Genomic DNA, 15,864 nt, shown 5'->3' with positions numbered 1-15,864 from the left:
GTCAGTTCTCCCCCCTGATCTCCAGTGTGCAGCACTTGGGTCCGCCACCTGCTTTACGCAGCTCCGACAGGTCGACGGGGATGACCTCGTAGCCGCGTCGCTTGAGCTCCAGCTGCAGGTTCGACGCCTCGGCGTTGATGACGACGTTCCTGCCGTCGCTGACGGCGTTCAAACCGAGCACCTCGGCGTCCTCGGCGGTCGCGATCACCGCGTCCGGGAACAGCTTGCGCAGCACCTTCCTGCTGCCCTCGGAGAACGCCTCCGGGTAGTACGCGACATTGCGCCCGTCGAGCGGGAACAGCGCCGTGTCCAGGTGGTAGAAGCGCGGGTCCACCAGCGTCAGGGAGATCACCGGGCGGCCCAGGAACTCCTGCGCCTCCTGGTGCGCCACCACGTCCGTGCGGAAGCCGGTGCCGGCCAGGATGACGTCGTCGAGCGTGAGGAAGTCGCCCTCGCCCTCGTTGACGTGCAGCGGCTCGCGCGCCGGGTAGCCGCGCTCGGTGAACCACCGCAGGTAGGCGGGGCCCTCGGGGCCGCGCTCGGCGTGGGCGAACCGGGCGCCGTAGACGAGGCCGTCCACGACCAGCGCGCCGTTGGCGGCGAAGACCATGTCGGGCAGCCCGTCGATCGGGTCGATCAGGCTGACCCGGTGTCCGAGCTCCTCGTACGCCGCCTTCAGGCCCTCCCACTGCCGGACCGCCAGGTCGCGGTCCGCACCGGCCTCGGGGTCCATCCACGGGTTGATCGCGTACTCGACCGTGAAGTAGTCCGGACGGCACATCAGGAAGTGTTTGGGCATGCAGGTCTCCGTCGAGGTTTATGGGTGGATGTCCTTTTCGAAGGGACGGAGACAGCCTAAGAATGCATGTTTATGCAGGCCAAGTGTTTGGCATTGCGTGTTCGCGCGGGTCTGTTGCGTCTTTCAGAGCTGAGCAGGCGATCCGTTGCGCGGCTCCGGAACGGAGGTGCCGGGAGGTGCGTCCACGAGCCGCGAGAGCACGATGGAGCTCTTGGTCCGCACCACGAACGACTGCGCCGCGATGCGCTCGATCACCCGCTCCACGTGGCGCACGTCCGTGGCCCTGATGTGCAGCAGCGCGTCCGCCTCGCCCGTGATCGTGGCCGCCCCCACCACCTCGGGGAACTTCGCCACGGCCAGCGCGATGTCCGACGGCTTGGTCTTGCCCTGGCAGAACAGCTCCACGTACGCCTCGGTCGTCCAGCCGAGCGCCTGCGGCGCCACCCTCGCGCTGAACCCGGTGATCGCCCCGGTCTCGCGCAGCCGGTCCACCCGGCGCTTGACCGCCGACGCGCTCAACCCCACCTGGTGTCCGATGTCCGCGAAGGTCGCACGGGCGTCCTCGACGAGCGCCGCGATGATGTCACGATCGAGCCGATCCAGTTCCACGCGCTCTGTATACCGCCTGGCCAGGCTGGCGCGCGACGAGCGGCACGCGGGAGACTGAGCGGGCAAACAGTCATCGGAGGGTTCCGCCAAAATGAGCACCGCAAGCTTCCCCGAGGGTTTCGTGTGGGGAGTCTCTACCTCGGCCTTTCAAATCGAGGGCGCGACGTCCGCCGGCGGCCGGGGGCCGTCCATCTGGGACATCTTTTCCGCCGACCGCGCCGAGGCCTGCGACCATTACCACCGTTATCCCGAAGACGTGCGGTTGATGAAAGACCTGGGAATGGCCGCCTACCGGTTCTCGGTGAGCTGGCCGCGGGTTTTCCCCGACGCCTCGGGCAAGGTGAACGAGGCCGGCCTCGACTTTTACGACCGGCTGCTCGACGCGCTTCTCGCGGCCGGCATCACGCCTTATGCGACCCTTTATCACTGGGATCTGCCGCAGGCGGTGGAGGAGCTCGGCGGCTGGCCGTCCCGCGACACCGCCCGCCGTTTCGCGGATTACGCCGCCGCCGTGCACGGCCGGCTCGGTGACCGGGTCGACACCTGGTTCACGCTGAACGAGCCGTGGGTGGCGGCCTTCCTGGGATACGGCGACGGAAGCCACGCGCCGGGCCGGAAATCGGCCGCCGAGGCGTTCAGGAGCGCCCACCACATGATGCTCGCGCACGGGCTGGCCGCGCAGGCCCTGCGCTCCGGCGGGGCAGCCCGGGTCGGGACGGTGCTCAACCTCTCGCCCGTCCTGACGCCCGCCCAGGTCAGCGACTTCGGCAGGCAGCTGTCGGAGGAGGACGCCGAGGCCGTGGCCAGGATCGACGCCCTGGCCAACCGGCAGTTCCTGGAGCCGATGCTGCGCGGCTCGTACCCCGCCGAGATCCTGCCCATCATCGAGCGCAACGGCGGCCTCGACCACATTCGCGACGGCGACCTCGACACCATCGCCCAGCCCCTCGACCTGCTCGGCATCAATTACTACTCGCCTTCCGTGGTGCAGGCCCAGCCCAGCGAGCCCGCCGCCTCCGCCTATCCGGGAAGCGAGGGCGTGCTGTTCTGCACCATTCCGACGGCGGTCACCGCGATGGGCTGGCCGATCGTGCCCAATTGCCTTTCGCTGGTGCTGCGGCGCCTTTCCGCGGAATATCCGGAGCTCGACCTGATGGTCACCGAGAACGGCGCCGACTTCGTCGACGTGGTGACCGGCGACGGCATTCACGACGTCGAACGCATCAGTTTCGTCGAGGAGCATCTGCGGGCCCTGCTGTCGGCCGTCGAGGACGGCGCCCGCGTTCGCGGATATCTCGTCTGGACCCTGCTCGACAACTTCGAATGGACCGAGGGCTACCAGCGGAAGTTCGGCCTCGTGCACGTCGATTTCGCCACCCAGAAACGGCGGCCGAAGGACAGCGCGCTGTGGTACCGCGACGTCGTCCGGCGCAACGGCCTCACCGAGACCCGGCCCAAGCGGCCCACCCTGGAGACCGTGGCCGCCCGCTCCGGCGTCTCCCGCGCCACCGTCTCGCGCGTGGTCAACGGCGAGGCGTCGGTGAGCCCCGAGGTCCGTACGGCGGTGATGCGGGCCGTCAAGGAGCTCGGCTACGTGCCCAATGCCGCCGCCCGCAGCCTGGTCACCCGGCGGACCAACGCCATCGCCCTCGTCCTGTCCGTCCCCAGGCAGGGGGACGCGCTGACGGCCGCCGTCGTGCAGTACGTCACCAGCATGCTGGAGGGCGCCGGCAAGCAGATCACGCTCATGCTGGCCGACACGGCCGAGAGCCACCGGCGCATCGTCCAGCAGGCGGAGGCCCGGTTGGTGGACGGCGTCGTGCTGCTGCCGCCCGACCGGGGCGACACGCTGGCCGAGCGGCTCTCGCGTACGGACGTGCCGATCGTGCTCCTCGGCAAGCCGGCCGTCGCCTCGCTGGTGCCGTACGTGGACGTGGACAACGCCGGCGGCGCGGCCGCCGCCACCGAGCACCTCCTCGTGAGCGGGCGCCGCCGCATCGGCATGATCTGCGGCCCGATGGACCTGGTCGCCGTCCAGGACCGCCTGGCCGGGCACCGGGCGGCGCTGCAGCGGGCGGGCGCGCAGCCGTTACTGGCCCTCGCCGACCTCACCCGCGCCTCGGGCGCGGCGGCGGCCCGGCAGCTCCTCGGCGACGAGCCGGCGCTGGACGCCGTGTTCGCCGCCACCGACCAGCTCGCCATCGGGGCGCTGCAGGCCGCGCGGGAGCTGGGCCGCCGGGTGCCCGAGGACCTGGCGATCGTGGGCTTCGACGACATCGACGCCGCCTCGGCCACCACACCGGGGCTGACCACCGTGCGGGTTCCGCTGGCGGAGCAGGCGCTGGCCGTCGCGCGGCTGCTGCTGTCGCGGCTGGAGGGCCGCCACACCACCTCCGTCGTGCTGCCGACCCGGCTCGTGGTCAGGGAGTCGAGCTGAGCCCTCGTACCGGTACGGGAGTCAGGAGCGGGTGCGGCGGTGGAGGACGATGCGTTCGGCCCAGCTGGCCGCCTCCGGGTCCTTGAGGCCTTCCACCACGCCTCCCAGGTACGCCGTGGCCAGGCTGTCGAAGCCGCTGTCCAGCTGGCGCAGCCGGCCGGCCCTGCGCCGGTCCACCGCCTGAAGGTATTGGGCGATGCTCTCGGCGTACCCGGCGTCCCGCTGGTAGGCGGCCTGGGCGGCGGCGCAGGCGCGGGCCTCGGCGTCACGCTTGGCCCGCAGCTCCCGTAACCGCTGGTCGTTGGGGTTGTGCATGCGCCGCCCCAGGTCGGCGGCGATCAGGGCGGTGGCGATCAGGAGGGCCAGGAGCAGGATCATGGTGGGCAACCGGCTGACCCCCTCCGAGGTCGGCCCGATGTCCTGGCCGTCCACGACCAGCGGCTTGACCAGGGCGTCCCGGCGCAGGACGGCCACGGCGACGATGAGGCCGAGCCAGACGAGCGCCACCCCGGCCAGCAGCCACCGCCCCTTCGCCGGGCTGCCGTGCTCCTGCCACGACCGGAACGCGCGACCGTACATGTGCGGCGCCACCAGCATGATCAGAGCGGCGCCGGCGGCGAGCAGCGCGGTCATCGCCACGCTGTCGCCCCAGTTGAGGATGACCTGGTAGAGGATGGGCACCTCGACGATCAGCAGGAGCAGCAGGAGGAGCGCGGCGGGCAGCCAGCGGCGGACGACCGGCCAGCGGCTGCCCGAGATCGCGATGGAGCTGGGCCGCCCGTCGCCCGGCCGCCGGCTCGGCTGCTCCAGCTCGGTGACCTGGCGCTGACTGTCGTCCAGCGCCTTGCGCGCCTCCCCGAACGCCCGCTGCGACTCGGCGAGACCGATCTTCTGCGACTCGAACTCGGCGCGGGCCCGCTGGATCTCCTGCTCGGTACGGTCCTCGATCTCGGCCAGCTCGGCCAGCCGCTCGTCCTCCAGCTCGTGGAAGCGCGGCACGCTGCCGGTCTGGAGCGTGAGCGTGTCGATCTGCCCGTCGCCCGCGTGCCCGCGGCCGAGCTCGCGCTCCTCATGGCGGCGCCGCGCCCAGTCGGGCAGGTGGTAGAGGTCGCCGTCGTACGCCACGGCGGGCGTGATGCGGGTGACCTGGCCAGGCTCGACGTCGTCGTCCTGTTTCCGGCGAATGAAGCGCATCAGGCCTCCTACCGCGGGGTCCTGCTTTCGATTGTGCGCCACCGGGTCCCGGAAGCGGGCGGATGTCAAAATGACGGTGTGAGCGAATTGCCGGTGATCGACGTCTCGCCCCTGCTCGCCACCGACCCCGCCGCCGCCGACTCCACCGGCCCCGCCGCCGCTGATCCTGCCGATGCCGTCGCCGCTGGCCCCGCCAAGCGTGCGGTGGCGGAGGCGATCGGCGAGGCGTGCCGGGACAGCGGCTTCTTCTACGTCTCCGGCCACGGCGTGCCGCCGGACCTCCCGCGCCGGCTCGACGCCGCGAGCAGGCGCTTCTTCGCCCTGCCCGAAGAGGTGAAGGCCGAGATCTCCATGGAACGGGGAGGCAAGGCCTGGCGCGGCTTCTTCCCGGTCGGCGGCGAGCTGACCTCGGGGCGGCCCGACCTGAAGGAGGGCATCTACTTCGGCGCCGAGGAGCCGCCGGGCCCGCTGCCGCTGCACGGCCCGAACCTGTTCCCCGCCCAGGTGCCCGAGCTCCGCGACGCCGTGCTCGACCATCTCGGCTCGATGACCGCGCTCGCCCAGGCCGTCATGTCGGGGATCGCCCTGAGCCTCGGCCTGGACGAGGACTACTTCCGTTCCGGCTACACCGCCCAGCCGACCGTGCTTTTCCGGATATTTCATTATCCGCCCGCCCCACCGGATGACCCCGACACCTGGGGCGTCGGCGAGCACACCGATTACGGCCTGCTGACCCTCCTCCTCCAGGACGCCAACGGCGGCCTCCAGGTACGCACCCGGCGCGGCTGGATCGAGGCCCCGCCCCTGGAGAACACCTTCGTCTGCAACATCGGCGACATGCTCGACAAGCTCACCGCCGGCCACTACCGCTCGACCCCGCACCGGGTGCGCAACCGCAGCGGGAACGAGCGCCTGAGCTTCCCGTTCTTCTTCGACCCAGGCTGGGACAGCGAGGTACCGCCGCTGCCGTACGCCCCCGGCCATCGCTGGGACGGCCAGGTCGACTTCACCGGCACCTACGGCGAGTACCTGCTGTCCAAGGTCTCCAAGGTCTTCCCGCGCCTCTTCGAGAAGCTCTGAGGGCCTCAGCTGGTCGAGAACGTGAACCAGTTGACGTTGACGAAGTCCGCGGGCTGACCGCTGCTGAAGGTCAGGTAGACGGTGTGCGTGCCGGTCACGCCCGAGATGTTGGCCGGCACCGTACGCCAGCTCTGCCATCCGCCCGTGTTGGCGAGGGCGAAGTCCCCGATGGGAGCGGCGGTGGGGCTGTCCAGCCGGACCTGCACCAGCCCGCTCACCCCGGCCGCGGCCCCGGACGCCACCCTGGCCCTGAACTGGCGGGCGGCCTCCGTCCCGAAGTTCACGCCGTCGAAGCGGAGCCAGTCGCCGTTGGCGATCGCTCCGACGTTCTGGCCGCCGCCGGTGTCCGTGGTGGTCTCGACGATGGTGCCCGACTGCGCCTGGTACTGCTCGGCCTGGATCGTCGAACGGGCGTCCACGCCCCCGGGCGGGTTCGTCGGCGGGGTGCCGCTGCCGCTCTGCCACACCGCCACGTAGTCGACCAGCATCGGCCGTCCCGGCACGGTCGCCGCCGTGGGCGTCTGGCCGCCGAGCGCGTTGGGGAACGCCCCGCCCATGGCCACGTTGAGCAGCAGGAAGTAGCCCGCGTGCCCCGTCATGTTGGACCAGGTCGCCGCGTCGAACTGCGACTGGCTCACGCTGTGGAACTGCTGCCCGTCCACGTACCACCGCAGCTGGTTGGGGCTCACGCTGCGGTCCCACTCGAAGCGGTAGCTGTGGAAGGCCGCCTGGCACGTCGAGCCGGGGCAGGCGCGGTTGGCGCCGAGGCCGGTCGTCTCCTGGCACGGCCCGCCCGGGTTGACGCCGCAGTGGAGCACGCCCCAGACGGCGTTGATGCCGTTGACGTTCTCCATGATGTCGAACTCGCCGATGCCCGGCCAGTTCCAGTAATTGCCCCGGTACGGCGCCCCGAGCGCCCAGAACGCCGGCCAGTAGCCCAGCGCGGCGTCGCCGGTCACGTTCGGCATCTGGATGCGGCCCTCGATGCGCAGGATCCGGCCGTCGGCGGGCTTGAAGTCGGCCCGCCTGGTCTCGATGCGCGCCGAGGTCCACTCGCCCGAGCTGCTGCGCTGCGGCGTGATGCGGAGGTTGCCCCCGCCGTCGAGGCTGAGGTTGGAGGCGCTGGACGTGTAGTTCTGGATCTCTCCGGTGCCCCAGTTGGCCGGGCCGCCGGGGTAGGCGTGTCCCGTGTCGACGATCCAGTTGGTAGACGAGGGCAGCGTGTTGGCGGCGCCGTCGAAGTCGTCCGACCAGACGAGCGACCAGCCGGACGGGGTGGGCGGGACGGCGGCCGAGGCGCTGACGGCCACGTTGACGAGCAGGCCGCTGAGCGCCGCGATCGCCACGGCCACCGCCGCCAGTCGGCGCCGGTGCCGGAGGGCTGTTGTCATCGTTGCTCCATGGGGGGTGGGGGCCTTGTGAGAGAGAGCGCTCTCTTGGCCGATGTCAACACAGCATTTACCTGCTGTCAACGTTGCGTACCCGGAGGGAGCGCGCTCTCCTAGAGCAGATCCACCGTGCTCGCGCCGGACGCCTCGAAGGCCTCCCTCCAGAAGCCTTCGAGCAGCGGGAACCGGTCAGGGCTCGACGTCTTCTCCCGCAGGAAGCCGTGCACGACCACCGAGTACCCGGTCAGGTCGGGCAGCAGCCGCGCGTCCCGCAGTTCCTTGATCTTCTGCTTGCGCGCGCTCTCGCTCAGGTCCAGCTTGTTGATGTTCAGGTCCCCCCGGTTGTTGATCAGGTCGCTGAACACGATGAGCCGGTGCGGCCTGTCCGGCTGCCGCTGCGCGCCGAGCTGCTTGGCCACGTACCGAAGGGCTCCCAGCACGTCGGAGCCCTCGCCCTCCGCCGGGCAGCCGAACAACTTCACCGCCCTTGGCACCACCTCCGTGATCCGGTGCGCCCTGACGCGGTCCTCGACCACGGGGTTGTCGTTGGGGTTCTCGGCCTGGGTGGCGGCGATGGAGACCGGGTCCTGGCGGCAGGTGCTGCTCTCCGAGCTGCCCGTGACGGCCGCGAACCCGATCCAGTCGCAGCCCTGGGCGAAGGCGGGCAGCTTGGAGGTGACGTCGTTCCTGGAGGTGGCGGGGTCGGCGTAGCTGGTCGAGTCCACGATCACGCCGCAGACCGCCTTGGCCTCCGTCCCGCACGCCGCCACGGTGGCGGCGACCAGGACAAGCACCGCCAGCACCGCCCCGCCGGCCCGACGGAAGACCGGCCCGGGCGTAGCCTGCGCGCCACCGCTGCCGGTGCTGCCGGTGCGGTCGATGCGATCGGTGCTGCTGGTACTGCTGCCGGTACTGCCGGGGTGCGACCCACGCGCCCGGGTCCCGTCGTCGCCGTCACGCTCCTCAGCCCTCACACGCCCTCCTGGCCGGTCACATCGCGGTCCTCCGGGACACCGAGATCGGCGGGATCGGCGGGATCGGCGGGCGGCGGCGGGGAGAGCTGGCGGCGCGCCCCTCCCGGCAGCTCGCGGGGCATCACCTCGGCGTGCCACACCTCGATGCGGTCCTCGACCTCCCGCAGGATCCGCGCGATCTCCTCCCGCCCGGAGACCGCCGTGGCGGTCTCACCCGTGGCGCCCATCGCGATGACCTCGCCCTTCCATAAGGACGGGATCTCCTCCCTGCGCGGATGGGCCCGCAACACCCCGCCCTTGTACGCGGCGATGAGCTGCTCGGCCCTGGCGTACACCGCCTCCACCTCGTGGTCGCGCTCGATCAGCGCGCTCTCCCACTCCTGGGTGAGGTGCTCGATGCGGGCCCTGGCCCGCTGCATGCCGACGTTCGCCTCCGCCACCACGGCCCGCCGCCGCGCCTCCGTCCGCCGCGCTCTCGCCTCCGCGATCGAGATGAACGCGTCCGGCTGCTCGTCGACCTCATCAGGGACGTGACCGTTGGCGGGGGCCGGCTCCGGACGCGTGTCACTCCTGGCCAGCTCCTGCAGAATCACCTCGCGCGCCCCCAGCGCCCGCTCCAGGATCGCGGTACGGGTGGCCGCCAGCCGCCGATCGACCTCGGTGACCTGCTCACGGGCCAGGGCCCGGACCTCGGTGACGTAGGCGGGCTGGAACTCCGGATCGGTGAACTCGCCCAAAGGATGCTCCCGTGCGTCCCGCATCCCCCGCCGACGCGCTTCCTCCCGCTCGGCCGGCGGATCGCCCCGCTTGAACAGCCGCGACAAGAACGCCATCCGCGTCTCCAGGCTCCGGCCGGATCCGTGTCCTGCCCCCAGACTAAACGGCCACTTTCCGGAATGGCGGCAATGTCACCGTCCGCGCATCGCCTCATGGCCCGCGGCGAGCGTGGACAGGCGGCCAATCAGTTAGTGAGCATCGTCGGAACAGACACTTGTCCATGCCGATACGTAGTCTTACGCTCACGGTGAGCAGCCATCTCGGCGAGTGGGAGGCCCGGCGTGGGCAAGCACGAAGGTGACAAGAAGAAGGACAAGCCCTTCAAGCCGGAGCCGGTCAAGCCCCAGCAAGGCGACAAAAACCCAAGTGGCGGCCAGCACGGCGGTAATAAGAAGTGACACCGCTGAACGTTGGGCAGCGGATCGAGCAGATGATCGCGGAAATTCCGCCGGCCGCTCAACGTACTGAACGCATCTTCGATGCGATGCGGGCTGTGCCCCGCCACCCCTTCATTCCCGTGTATGCGCAAGCCCTTCTCGGCGCCGCAGAGGTCGAGCAGATCATCGACCGTGACGCCGACCCGGAAGCATGGTGGAACGCCGTCTACAGCGACTCCGTCATCGTCACCCAGGTCGGCGACGGGGCAGGCGAGATCATGCCAGGCTCGAACGACCCCACCTCCTCGTCATCCGCGCCCAGCACGGTCGCGGACCTGCTGGGGTGGCTGGATCCGGTGCCAGGGCAGCGAGTGCTGGAGATCGGCACAGGCACCGGCTGGACCGCCACCTTGCTGTCGCACCTCGTCGGTGAGCACGGGTCAGTGACGTCGATCGAGGTGGACGAGGCGGTCGCCGAGCAGGCGGCCAAGAACGTGGCCGCAGCCGGTGCCCAGCCACACATGATCATTGGTGACGGCGCGAAGGGCTGCTCAGACCGTGCGCCGTTCGACCGAGTTCACGTCACATGTGGCGTCCGCACCGTGCCCCATGCCTGGGTCGAGCAGACCAGGCCGGGCGGCGTGATCGTGCTGCCGTACTGTCCAGGGCTGGGAAACGGACACGGGCTGCGGCTCACCGTGATGCCGGACGGCATCGCCCATGGCCGATTCCCTGGTTTCGCGGCGTATATGATGATGCGCTCCCAGCGCCCGCCCGATGCCATCCCGGACGACGGCAGCGGCCAGGACCTCATCACGCGGATCGACCCGCGCACGATCGCTTACGCTCCCGCAGGCGCGTTGCTGGTGATGGCCGCCGTCACGGGCTTGCAGGTCACCTTCAAAGAAGATGGCGACCAGCTCTTTCTATGGGTGATGGACCAGAGCGATCCTGGCGTGTGGACGCTGATCACCTACGCACCCGGTCATCAGGACTATGAGGTGTACCAGCTCGGTGACCGTCCTCTGTGGGAGGAGGTCACAGACGCCTACTTCCGTTGGGTGAGCTGGGGAGAGCCAGGTCGTGACAGATTCGGCATGACCGTCACCCCCGGTGGGCAGCGGATCTGGCTCGACGCCCCAGAACGCGCGATTCAGCGCCCGTTGCCACACGGAAGCTAGGTTGCCCGAATCGGGCGCTGAGGTTGAGATCCAATCCGTCGTGCTCGCCCTGCCAAGCGCGACGTTGACCTGGTCGCCGGCCCAGCCGCTGTCGGTCGTCCAGATCATCGAGATGCCAAAGGCGTGATCCAGCAGATCGACCGTCAGCGGTCTTTCGTCGTCGTGGGCAGCGCGAGGAACAGGTGGGTCTCGTCAAAGCGTCCCGGATCCGACCAGCAGTTCTGGACCGATCGCGGCATGGGGCGGCGGCAGCCTACGGCAGGTCGTCGGGTTGCCGTTCAGCGGTGTTGCGTCCTGGCCGGAGGCGGGTTGGTCTGGGTGGGCGTCAGTCGGCCCACCGCCTCGTCGGTCAAGGGGTGGGCTGCGCGATGGCGCCGTAGGCGCGGGGGTTGCGCCGGAAGGCGCCTCCATAAGAACGCCTGAGCCCCGAGCGCGAAGCGCTCCCTCGGGAGGCCCTTTGTGCTCGGGGCGGGCGTCGGCAAGCCGGGCCGCGTGTGGGGTCAGCCCTTGTCGGCCTCGCCGGTGGCCTGTTCGAGCTGGTCCTCGGGGGAGGCCTCGAGGTCCTGCTCGGCGTCGGCGCCCGCCTGGGCGGAGGCCTTGTCGAGGCGGACCCAGCTCGTCACGCTCTCCACCGCGAACAGCACGAAGAGGTACGCCGTCAGCACCGCCAGCACCGGCGTCAGGATGCCGAGCGCGGCGCCCAGGCCGATGACCAGCAGGCGCAGCTCCCAGCCCAGCCCCGCGTGGAACACCCAGGCGGGCGGCCAGATGCTCTGCCGGGTCCGGTAGACGGTGTCGTACGTGTGGTAACCCACGACGTAGACGAGCACGAACAGTAGCCACTTGGGCGCTTCGGCGGCCAGGCCGATCGAGATCACGGCGAGGAACTCGGCGCCGCGCAGCAGCGGCGGGGTGAGCCAGTCGAAGCGGCCCAGGTGGTCGCGCGGCGTGGTCGGCAGCACGAGCAGCAGCGTCGTCGCGACGGGCAGGAGCAGGATCGGGCCGCCCCGGTCGAGCAGGCCGGTGACCAGGAAGGCCAGCACGGCCAGGAGGGCCACGAGCGTGGCGGGCACGGGCGGCAGGCCCTTGCCGAGCTTGCCGGCGAGGACGTGGGCGAGCGGGCCGTCGTCACGGTAGGCGAGCAGGCGGGCGGTCTGGATGCGACGGCGTTCCTCGTCGGGGTCCGGCGTGGGGGTGGCCATGGCCTGCGGTTGGGTGATCATACGAGCGACCTCATGAGGCGTCCGGTGAGCGTGTAGGCGGCGGCGACGGAGCCCCAGATCACCAGGGTGATGAAGGTGATCCGGGCGTCGAAGAGGGCGGCGGTGATCGCGATGGCCGCGAACCGCTCGCCGATGGGGAAGACGATCATCTTGCGGGCCCAGTGGACGGCGCGGAACTTGCCGGCCTTGGTCCACATCTTGAGCACGCCTCGCAGACCCTGGCTGCGCTCGACCTTGCGGCGCGTGAGGGCCTGACGCAGGTCGCGGTCGTCGGGCGCGTCCAGTGCCAGCGTGGGCAGCGGGGACGGGGCTTTGCGGCGGTTGGAGACGCCGAAGGAGAAGTCGAGCAGGTGGCGTACGGACTGCAGGCCGATCGCGGCCAGCGCCAGGATCCAGATGTCGTCACTGTTGCCCGAGACGACCCAGCCGACGGCGAGCCCGGCGAAGACCACGTACTCCTTGAACCGGTCGAACGTGGCGTCCAGCCAGGCCCCCAGCACGCCGAACTTACGCGCGTAGCGGGCGACCTGCCCGTCCACGCAGTCGAACACGAACGCGAAGTAGATCAGCACACCGCCCAGCACCATCCACGGCCGGTCGCCGGTGGCGAAGCAGGCTGCGGCGGCCACGCCGAGCGTGATCGAGATCAGCGTCACCTGGTTGGGCGTCAGCCCCCGCCGGGCCGCCCAGCGGGCGATGAAGCGGGAGTAGGTGGAGACGAAGTACGTGGTGAAGAAGCCGTCGGCGCCCTTGACCGCGTTGTTGAGCCTGGCCCGGTCCTCGTTCATGCCGGCCATCTCGGTGCCGGCCTCGTTGACCTCTTCCTGGGTCGTGACCCGGCGGTAGAACAGGTCGCGCCGGCCCCTGATGCCGACCGACACGCCGTTGCGCACCAGGCCGAACACGATCAGCTGCAGCAGGTCGTCGTCCTCGCCGAACGTGTCGGCCATCGCGGCCAGCTCGCGGCAGGTCTGCGCCAGCATGGGCGCGTTGCGCGCGCTCAGGTGCAGCGGGCCGAGCAGGATGGCGTTGGGCCTGGTCACGGCGTGGCGCGCGGTGCCCACCGAGACCACGCGCGACTTGCCGACGCGCGAGCGGATGGGCAGCCCTTCGAGGCGGCCGAGGCCGATCTCGGGCTCTGCCTCGTCGATCGGGACGATGTCCTCCTGCGGCTCCTCCTCTGTCACCTCCGGCCGGGGCTCTTTGGCGACGAGCGCCAGCGCGCCGCGCTTGGCCTTGGTGATCTGGTAGATCAGCTCGTCGTGGATGACAGAGTTTTCCGGGATGATGAAGAGGTTCTCCGTCGCGGTCTCCGCGACGTCGGCCAGCGCGCGCAGGGCGGCGGCCACGTCGCCTGACTCGATCGTGGCGAGCCGCGGATCCAGGGAAGTGAGCTGGCTGCGCAGGCGCTCGGCCACGGTGGGCGTGCCGGGCAGCGCGGCCAGCCTCAGGCCGGTCGGAGAGGTGTCGGGGCCGGGCGAAGCGCCCAGCAGGACCACGCGGGTCATGACTCCCTTTCGAGGCGGTAGCGGGGGGTTGAACAACGGGTAATCCGGGGACAGACGTCAAAGTCTAGTGAGGGTGACGTAAAGTCGCGTCACCAGAGCATGCCCGTAACGTCGCTTCGGCGCGGCCGTAAGATGTCCGAGTGAGTCTCTACCGTGACGAAGGCGTAGTTCTACGCACACAGAAGCTCGGTGAGGCCGACCGCATCGTCACCATCCTGGCGAAGCGCACCGGCAAGATCAGGGCCGTGGCGAGGGGCGTGCGCCGCACGAAGTCCCGCTTCGGCGCCAGGCTGGAGCCGTTCACGCATGTCGACCTGCAGCTCCACGTCGGCCGTACGCTCGACGTCGTCACGCAGGCGGAGACGATCAGACCCTACGGCGAGGCGCTGGCGGCCGACTACCCCCGCTACACCGCGGGCAGCGCGATGCTGGAGACCGCCGACCGGCTGACGCACGGGGAGAAGGAGCCGGCGCTGCGGCAGTTCCTGCTGCTGGTGGGCGGGCTGCGCACGCTGGCCGAACGCGCCCACGAGGCCCGGCTGGTCCTGGACGCGTACTTCCTGCGCTCGCTGGCCGTGGCCGGCTACGCTCCCGCGCTCGACGCGTGCGCCAAGTGCCAGGCACCGGCGATCAGGGCGTTCGCCATCGTCGCGGGGGGCGTGGTGTGCGGGGCGTGCCGGCCGGCGGGCTCGGCCGTGCCCGCCGGGGAGACGATCGGGCTCATGACGGCGCTGCTGCGTGGCGACTGGGCCACCGCCGACGCCTCGGAGTCGCGCCACCGGAGTGAGTGCAGCGGGCTCGTTGCCGCATATCTGCAATGGCACCTCGAACACGGAATACGCTCTCTCCGACACGTCGAAAGGGAGCCTGTGTGAACGTACGACCTCCGACCCCGCATCCGTCGGGCGCGACGCCCCCGCCGATCCCGCGCGACCTGGTGCCCAAGCACGTCGCGATCATCATGGACGGCAACGGCCGCTGGGCCAAGTCTCGTGGCCTGCCCCGCATCGAGGGGCACAAAGCGGGGGAGTCCTCGCTGTTCGACGTCATCGAGGGGGCGCTCGAGCTGGGCATCCCCTATCTGAGCGCGTTCGCGTTCTCCACGGAGAACTGGCGGCGCTCGCCCGACGAGGTCCGCTTCCTCATGGGGTTCAACCGTGACGTGATCCGGCGGCGGCGCGACGAGCTCAACGCGATGGGCGTGCGCGTCCGGTGGGCGGGCAAGCCGGGGCGGCTGTGGAAGAGCGTCATCTCGGAGCTGCAGGCGGCCGAGGAGATGACGGTCGGCAACAGCAAGCTGACGTTGCAGTTCTGCGTCAACTACGGCGGGCAGGCCGAGATCGTCGAGGCGGCGGTCAGGCTGGCCGAGGACATCGCGGCCGGGCGGGTCAAGCCGTCCAAGGTCAACGAGAAGGTGTTCGCGCGTTACCTGGACGAGCCGGAGATCCCCGCGGTGGATCTGTTCGTGCGGTCGTCGGGGGAGCAGCGCTTCTCGAACTTCCTGCTGTGGCAGTCGGCCTACGCCGAGATGGTCTTCCTCGACCGGCTGTGGCCCGACTTCGACCGCAGGGATCTGTGGGAGGCCTGCGAGGTCTTCGCCAAGCGCGACAGGCGCTACGGCGGGGCGCTCCCCAACCCGGTCTGACCGGCCCCAACCTCTGGATCGGGGCCCAGGACTGGCTGTCGCCTATACGCGGGTATAGCCTGCTGTTCATCGGAACAGTTTGCTGTACTCGTGAGTAGGAGCTGATGCCGAATGGCTGACGCACGACAAGGCCGGGCCGGCGCCCTGGCAGGCACCGGCCACCTCGTCCGCCTGGCGCTGCGCCGCGAGCGGGGCATCGCGCCCTGGTGGATCCTCCTGATCGTGGCCCTGGCCCTGGCGCTGGTGTCCTACGTCAACCGGGCCATGGGCACGTACGAGCTGAAGCTCACCTATGTCGAACTCGCCACCAGGAACGTCTTCCTGCGGGCCCTCGGCGGCGGCCTCATCGAGCCCCGGCTGGAGGTGATCGCGACGTGGCGCAGCGGCGGGTTCCTGTACGTGGCGAGCGCGCTCGCGGCCCTCATGTCGGTCGTCCGCCACACGCGCAGGGAGGAGGACGAGGGGAGGGCCGAGCTGGTCCGCTCCGGCATGGTGAGCCGCCACGCGCCGCTGACCGCCGCCCTGCTGGTCGCCGGCGGGATCAGCCTGGCCGGCGGGGTGCTGACCGGAGCCGTGCTCGCCGGGCTCGGGTTCGAGCCCGTCGGGACCGTCGCCTACGGGGCCGCGATCACGGTCGCGGGCTGGGTGTTCGGCGCCGTCGCCGCGGTGGCC

At 70.4% G+C, this 15,864-nt stretch carries 13 protein-coding genes and 1 pseudogene; 6 read left to right on the top strand and 8 right to left on the bottom strand.

What is annotated here, in order from left to right:
• Position 1: 1 nt before the first annotated feature.
• Together ddaH and ACWDX9_RS07350 are read right to left on the bottom strand one after the other, a co-directional pair.
• Positions 2–799, bottom strand: coding sequence for a dimethylargininase (gene ddaH / locus ACWDX9_RS07355; protein WP_449950086.1), 798 nt, complete (start codon positions 797–799; stop codon positions 2–4).
• Between the two features lie 123 nt (positions 800–922).
• Complete coding sequence (locus ACWDX9_RS07350; protein ID WP_355201945.1) at positions 923–1,408, bottom strand: Lrp/AsnC family transcriptional regulator; 486 nt, start codon at positions 1,406–1,408, stop codon at positions 923–925.
• A 91-nt stretch (positions 1,409–1,499) separates the two neighbouring features.
• Between ACWDX9_RS07350 and ACWDX9_RS07345 the strand changes: the two genes are divergently transcribed.
• A complete protein-coding gene (locus ACWDX9_RS07345; protein WP_449950082.1) occupies positions 1,500–3,845 on the top strand; it encodes a GH1 family beta-glucosidase in 2,346 nt (781 codons plus the stop codon).
• 21 nt (positions 3,846–3,866) lie between these two features.
• Here the strand turns inward: ACWDX9_RS07345 and ACWDX9_RS07340 are convergent, their stop codons facing one another.
• Positions 3,867–5,039 carry a hypothetical protein gene (locus ACWDX9_RS07340; RefSeq protein WP_449950079.1) on the bottom strand — a complete coding sequence of 391 codons (1,173 nt, stop codon included), beginning with the start codon at positions 5,037–5,039 and terminating at the stop codon, positions 3,867–3,869.
• Positions 5,040–5,117: 78 nt separating this feature from the next.
• On the opposite strand from ACWDX9_RS07340, the gene ACWDX9_RS07335 reads away from it, so the two are divergent.
• Positions 5,118–6,119: an isopenicillin N synthase family dioxygenase gene (locus ACWDX9_RS07335; protein WP_449950077.1), complete on the top strand. Its 1,002-nt coding sequence runs from the start codon at positions 5,118–5,120 to the stop codon at positions 6,117–6,119.
• 5 nt (positions 6,120–6,124) lie between these two features.
• Here ACWDX9_RS07335 and ACWDX9_RS07330 read toward each other — a convergent pair whose 3' ends face one another.
• The 3 genes from ACWDX9_RS07330 to ACWDX9_RS07320 all read right to left on the bottom strand — a co-directional run bounded on the left by ACWDX9_RS07330 (position 6,125) and on the right by ACWDX9_RS07320 (position 9,314).
• Complete coding sequence (locus tag ACWDX9_RS07330) at positions 6,125–7,510, bottom strand: glycoside hydrolase family 16 protein (protein ID WP_449950074.1); 1,386 nt, start codon at positions 7,508–7,510, stop codon at positions 6,125–6,127.
• 110 nt (positions 7,511–7,620) lie between these two features.
• Positions 7,621–8,481, bottom strand: a complete 861-nt coding sequence (locus ACWDX9_RS07325; protein ID WP_449950071.1) for a vWA domain-containing protein — start codon at positions 8,479–8,481, stop codon at positions 7,621–7,623.
• On the bottom strand, positions 8,478–9,314 hold the full coding sequence (locus ACWDX9_RS07320) for a hypothetical protein (RefSeq protein WP_449950069.1): 837 nt from the start codon (positions 9,312–9,314) through the stop codon (positions 8,478–8,480). The genes ACWDX9_RS07325 and ACWDX9_RS07320 overlap by 4 nt, the downstream gene beginning before the upstream one ends.
• A gap of 338 nt (positions 9,315–9,652) precedes the next feature.
• Between ACWDX9_RS07320 and ACWDX9_RS07315 the strand changes: the two genes are divergently transcribed.
• Positions 9,653–10,816 carry a methyltransferase domain-containing protein gene (locus ACWDX9_RS07315; RefSeq protein WP_449950067.1) on the top strand — a complete coding sequence of 388 codons (1,164 nt, stop codon included), beginning with the start codon at positions 9,653–9,655 and terminating at the stop codon, positions 10,814–10,816.
• Between the two features lie 500 nt (positions 10,817–11,316).
• Here ACWDX9_RS07315 and ACWDX9_RS07310 read toward each other — a convergent pair whose 3' ends face one another.
• Together ACWDX9_RS07310 and ACWDX9_RS07305 are read right to left on the bottom strand one after the other, a co-directional pair.
• Positions 11,317–12,039, bottom strand: coding sequence for a DUF5941 domain-containing protein (locus tag ACWDX9_RS07310; protein ID WP_449950064.1), 723 nt, complete (start codon positions 12,037–12,039; stop codon positions 11,317–11,319).
• A complete protein-coding gene (locus ACWDX9_RS07305) occupies positions 12,036–13,547 on the bottom strand; it encodes a CDP-alcohol phosphatidyltransferase family protein (RefSeq protein ID WP_363967364.1) in 1,512 nt (503 codons plus the stop codon). Before ACWDX9_RS07305 ends, ACWDX9_RS07310 begins: the two co-directional genes overlap by 4 nt.
• 140 nt (positions 13,548–13,687) lie before the next feature.
• Between ACWDX9_RS07305 and recO the strand changes: the two genes are divergently transcribed.
• The 3 genes and pseudogenes from recO to ACWDX9_RS07290 all read left to right on the top strand — a co-directional run.
• Positions 13,688–14,422 carry a DNA repair protein RecO gene (gene recO / locus ACWDX9_RS07300; protein WP_364239917.1) on the top strand — a complete coding sequence of 245 codons (735 nt, stop codon included), beginning with the start codon at positions 13,688–13,690 and terminating at the stop codon, positions 14,420–14,422.
• A complete protein-coding gene (locus tag ACWDX9_RS07295; RefSeq protein WP_350725046.1) occupies positions 14,419–15,192 on the top strand; it encodes an isoprenyl transferase in 774 nt (257 codons plus the stop codon). The genes recO and ACWDX9_RS07295 overlap by 4 nt, the downstream gene beginning before the upstream one ends.
• Positions 15,193–15,303: 111 nt before the next feature.
• Positions 15,304–15,864: pseudogene (locus ACWDX9_RS07290) on the top strand (ABC transporter permease); the annotation flags it as partial.

The sequence above is a fragment of the Nonomuraea sp. NPDC003201 genome (assembly GCF_053590415.1).
The sequence above is the reverse complement of the archived record's forward strand: the minus strand, read 5'-3'. Positions and strand labels throughout refer to the sequence as shown.

Excerpts from the sequence above, each read along its gene's own strand:
- ddaH (WP_449950086.1), bottom strand. The coding sequence starts at position 799 with ATGCCCAAACACTTCCTGATGTGCCGTCCGGACTACTTCACGGTCGAG.
- ACWDX9_RS07345 (WP_449950082.1), top strand. The coding sequence starts at position 1,500 with ATGAGCACCGCAAGCTTCCCCGAGGGTTTCGTGTGGGGAGTCTCTACC.
- ACWDX9_RS07340 (WP_449950079.1), bottom strand. The coding sequence starts at position 5,039 with ATGCGCTTCATTCGCCGGAAACAGGACGACGACGTCGAGCCTGGCCAG.
- ACWDX9_RS07330 (WP_449950074.1), bottom strand. The coding sequence starts at position 7,510 with ATGACAACAGCCCTCCGGCACCGGCGCCGACTGGCGGCGGTGGCCGTG.
- ACWDX9_RS07320 (WP_449950069.1), bottom strand. The coding sequence starts at position 9,314 with ATGGCGTTCTTGTCGCGGCTGTTCAAGCGGGGCGATCCGCCGGCCGAG.
- ACWDX9_RS07310 (WP_449950064.1), bottom strand. The coding sequence starts at position 12,039 with ATGATCACCCAACCGCAGGCCATGGCCACCCCCACGCCGGACCCCGAC.
- ACWDX9_RS07305 (WP_363967364.1), bottom strand. The coding sequence starts at position 13,547 with ATGACCCGCGTGGTCCTGCTGGGCGCTTCGCCCGGCCCCGACACCTCT.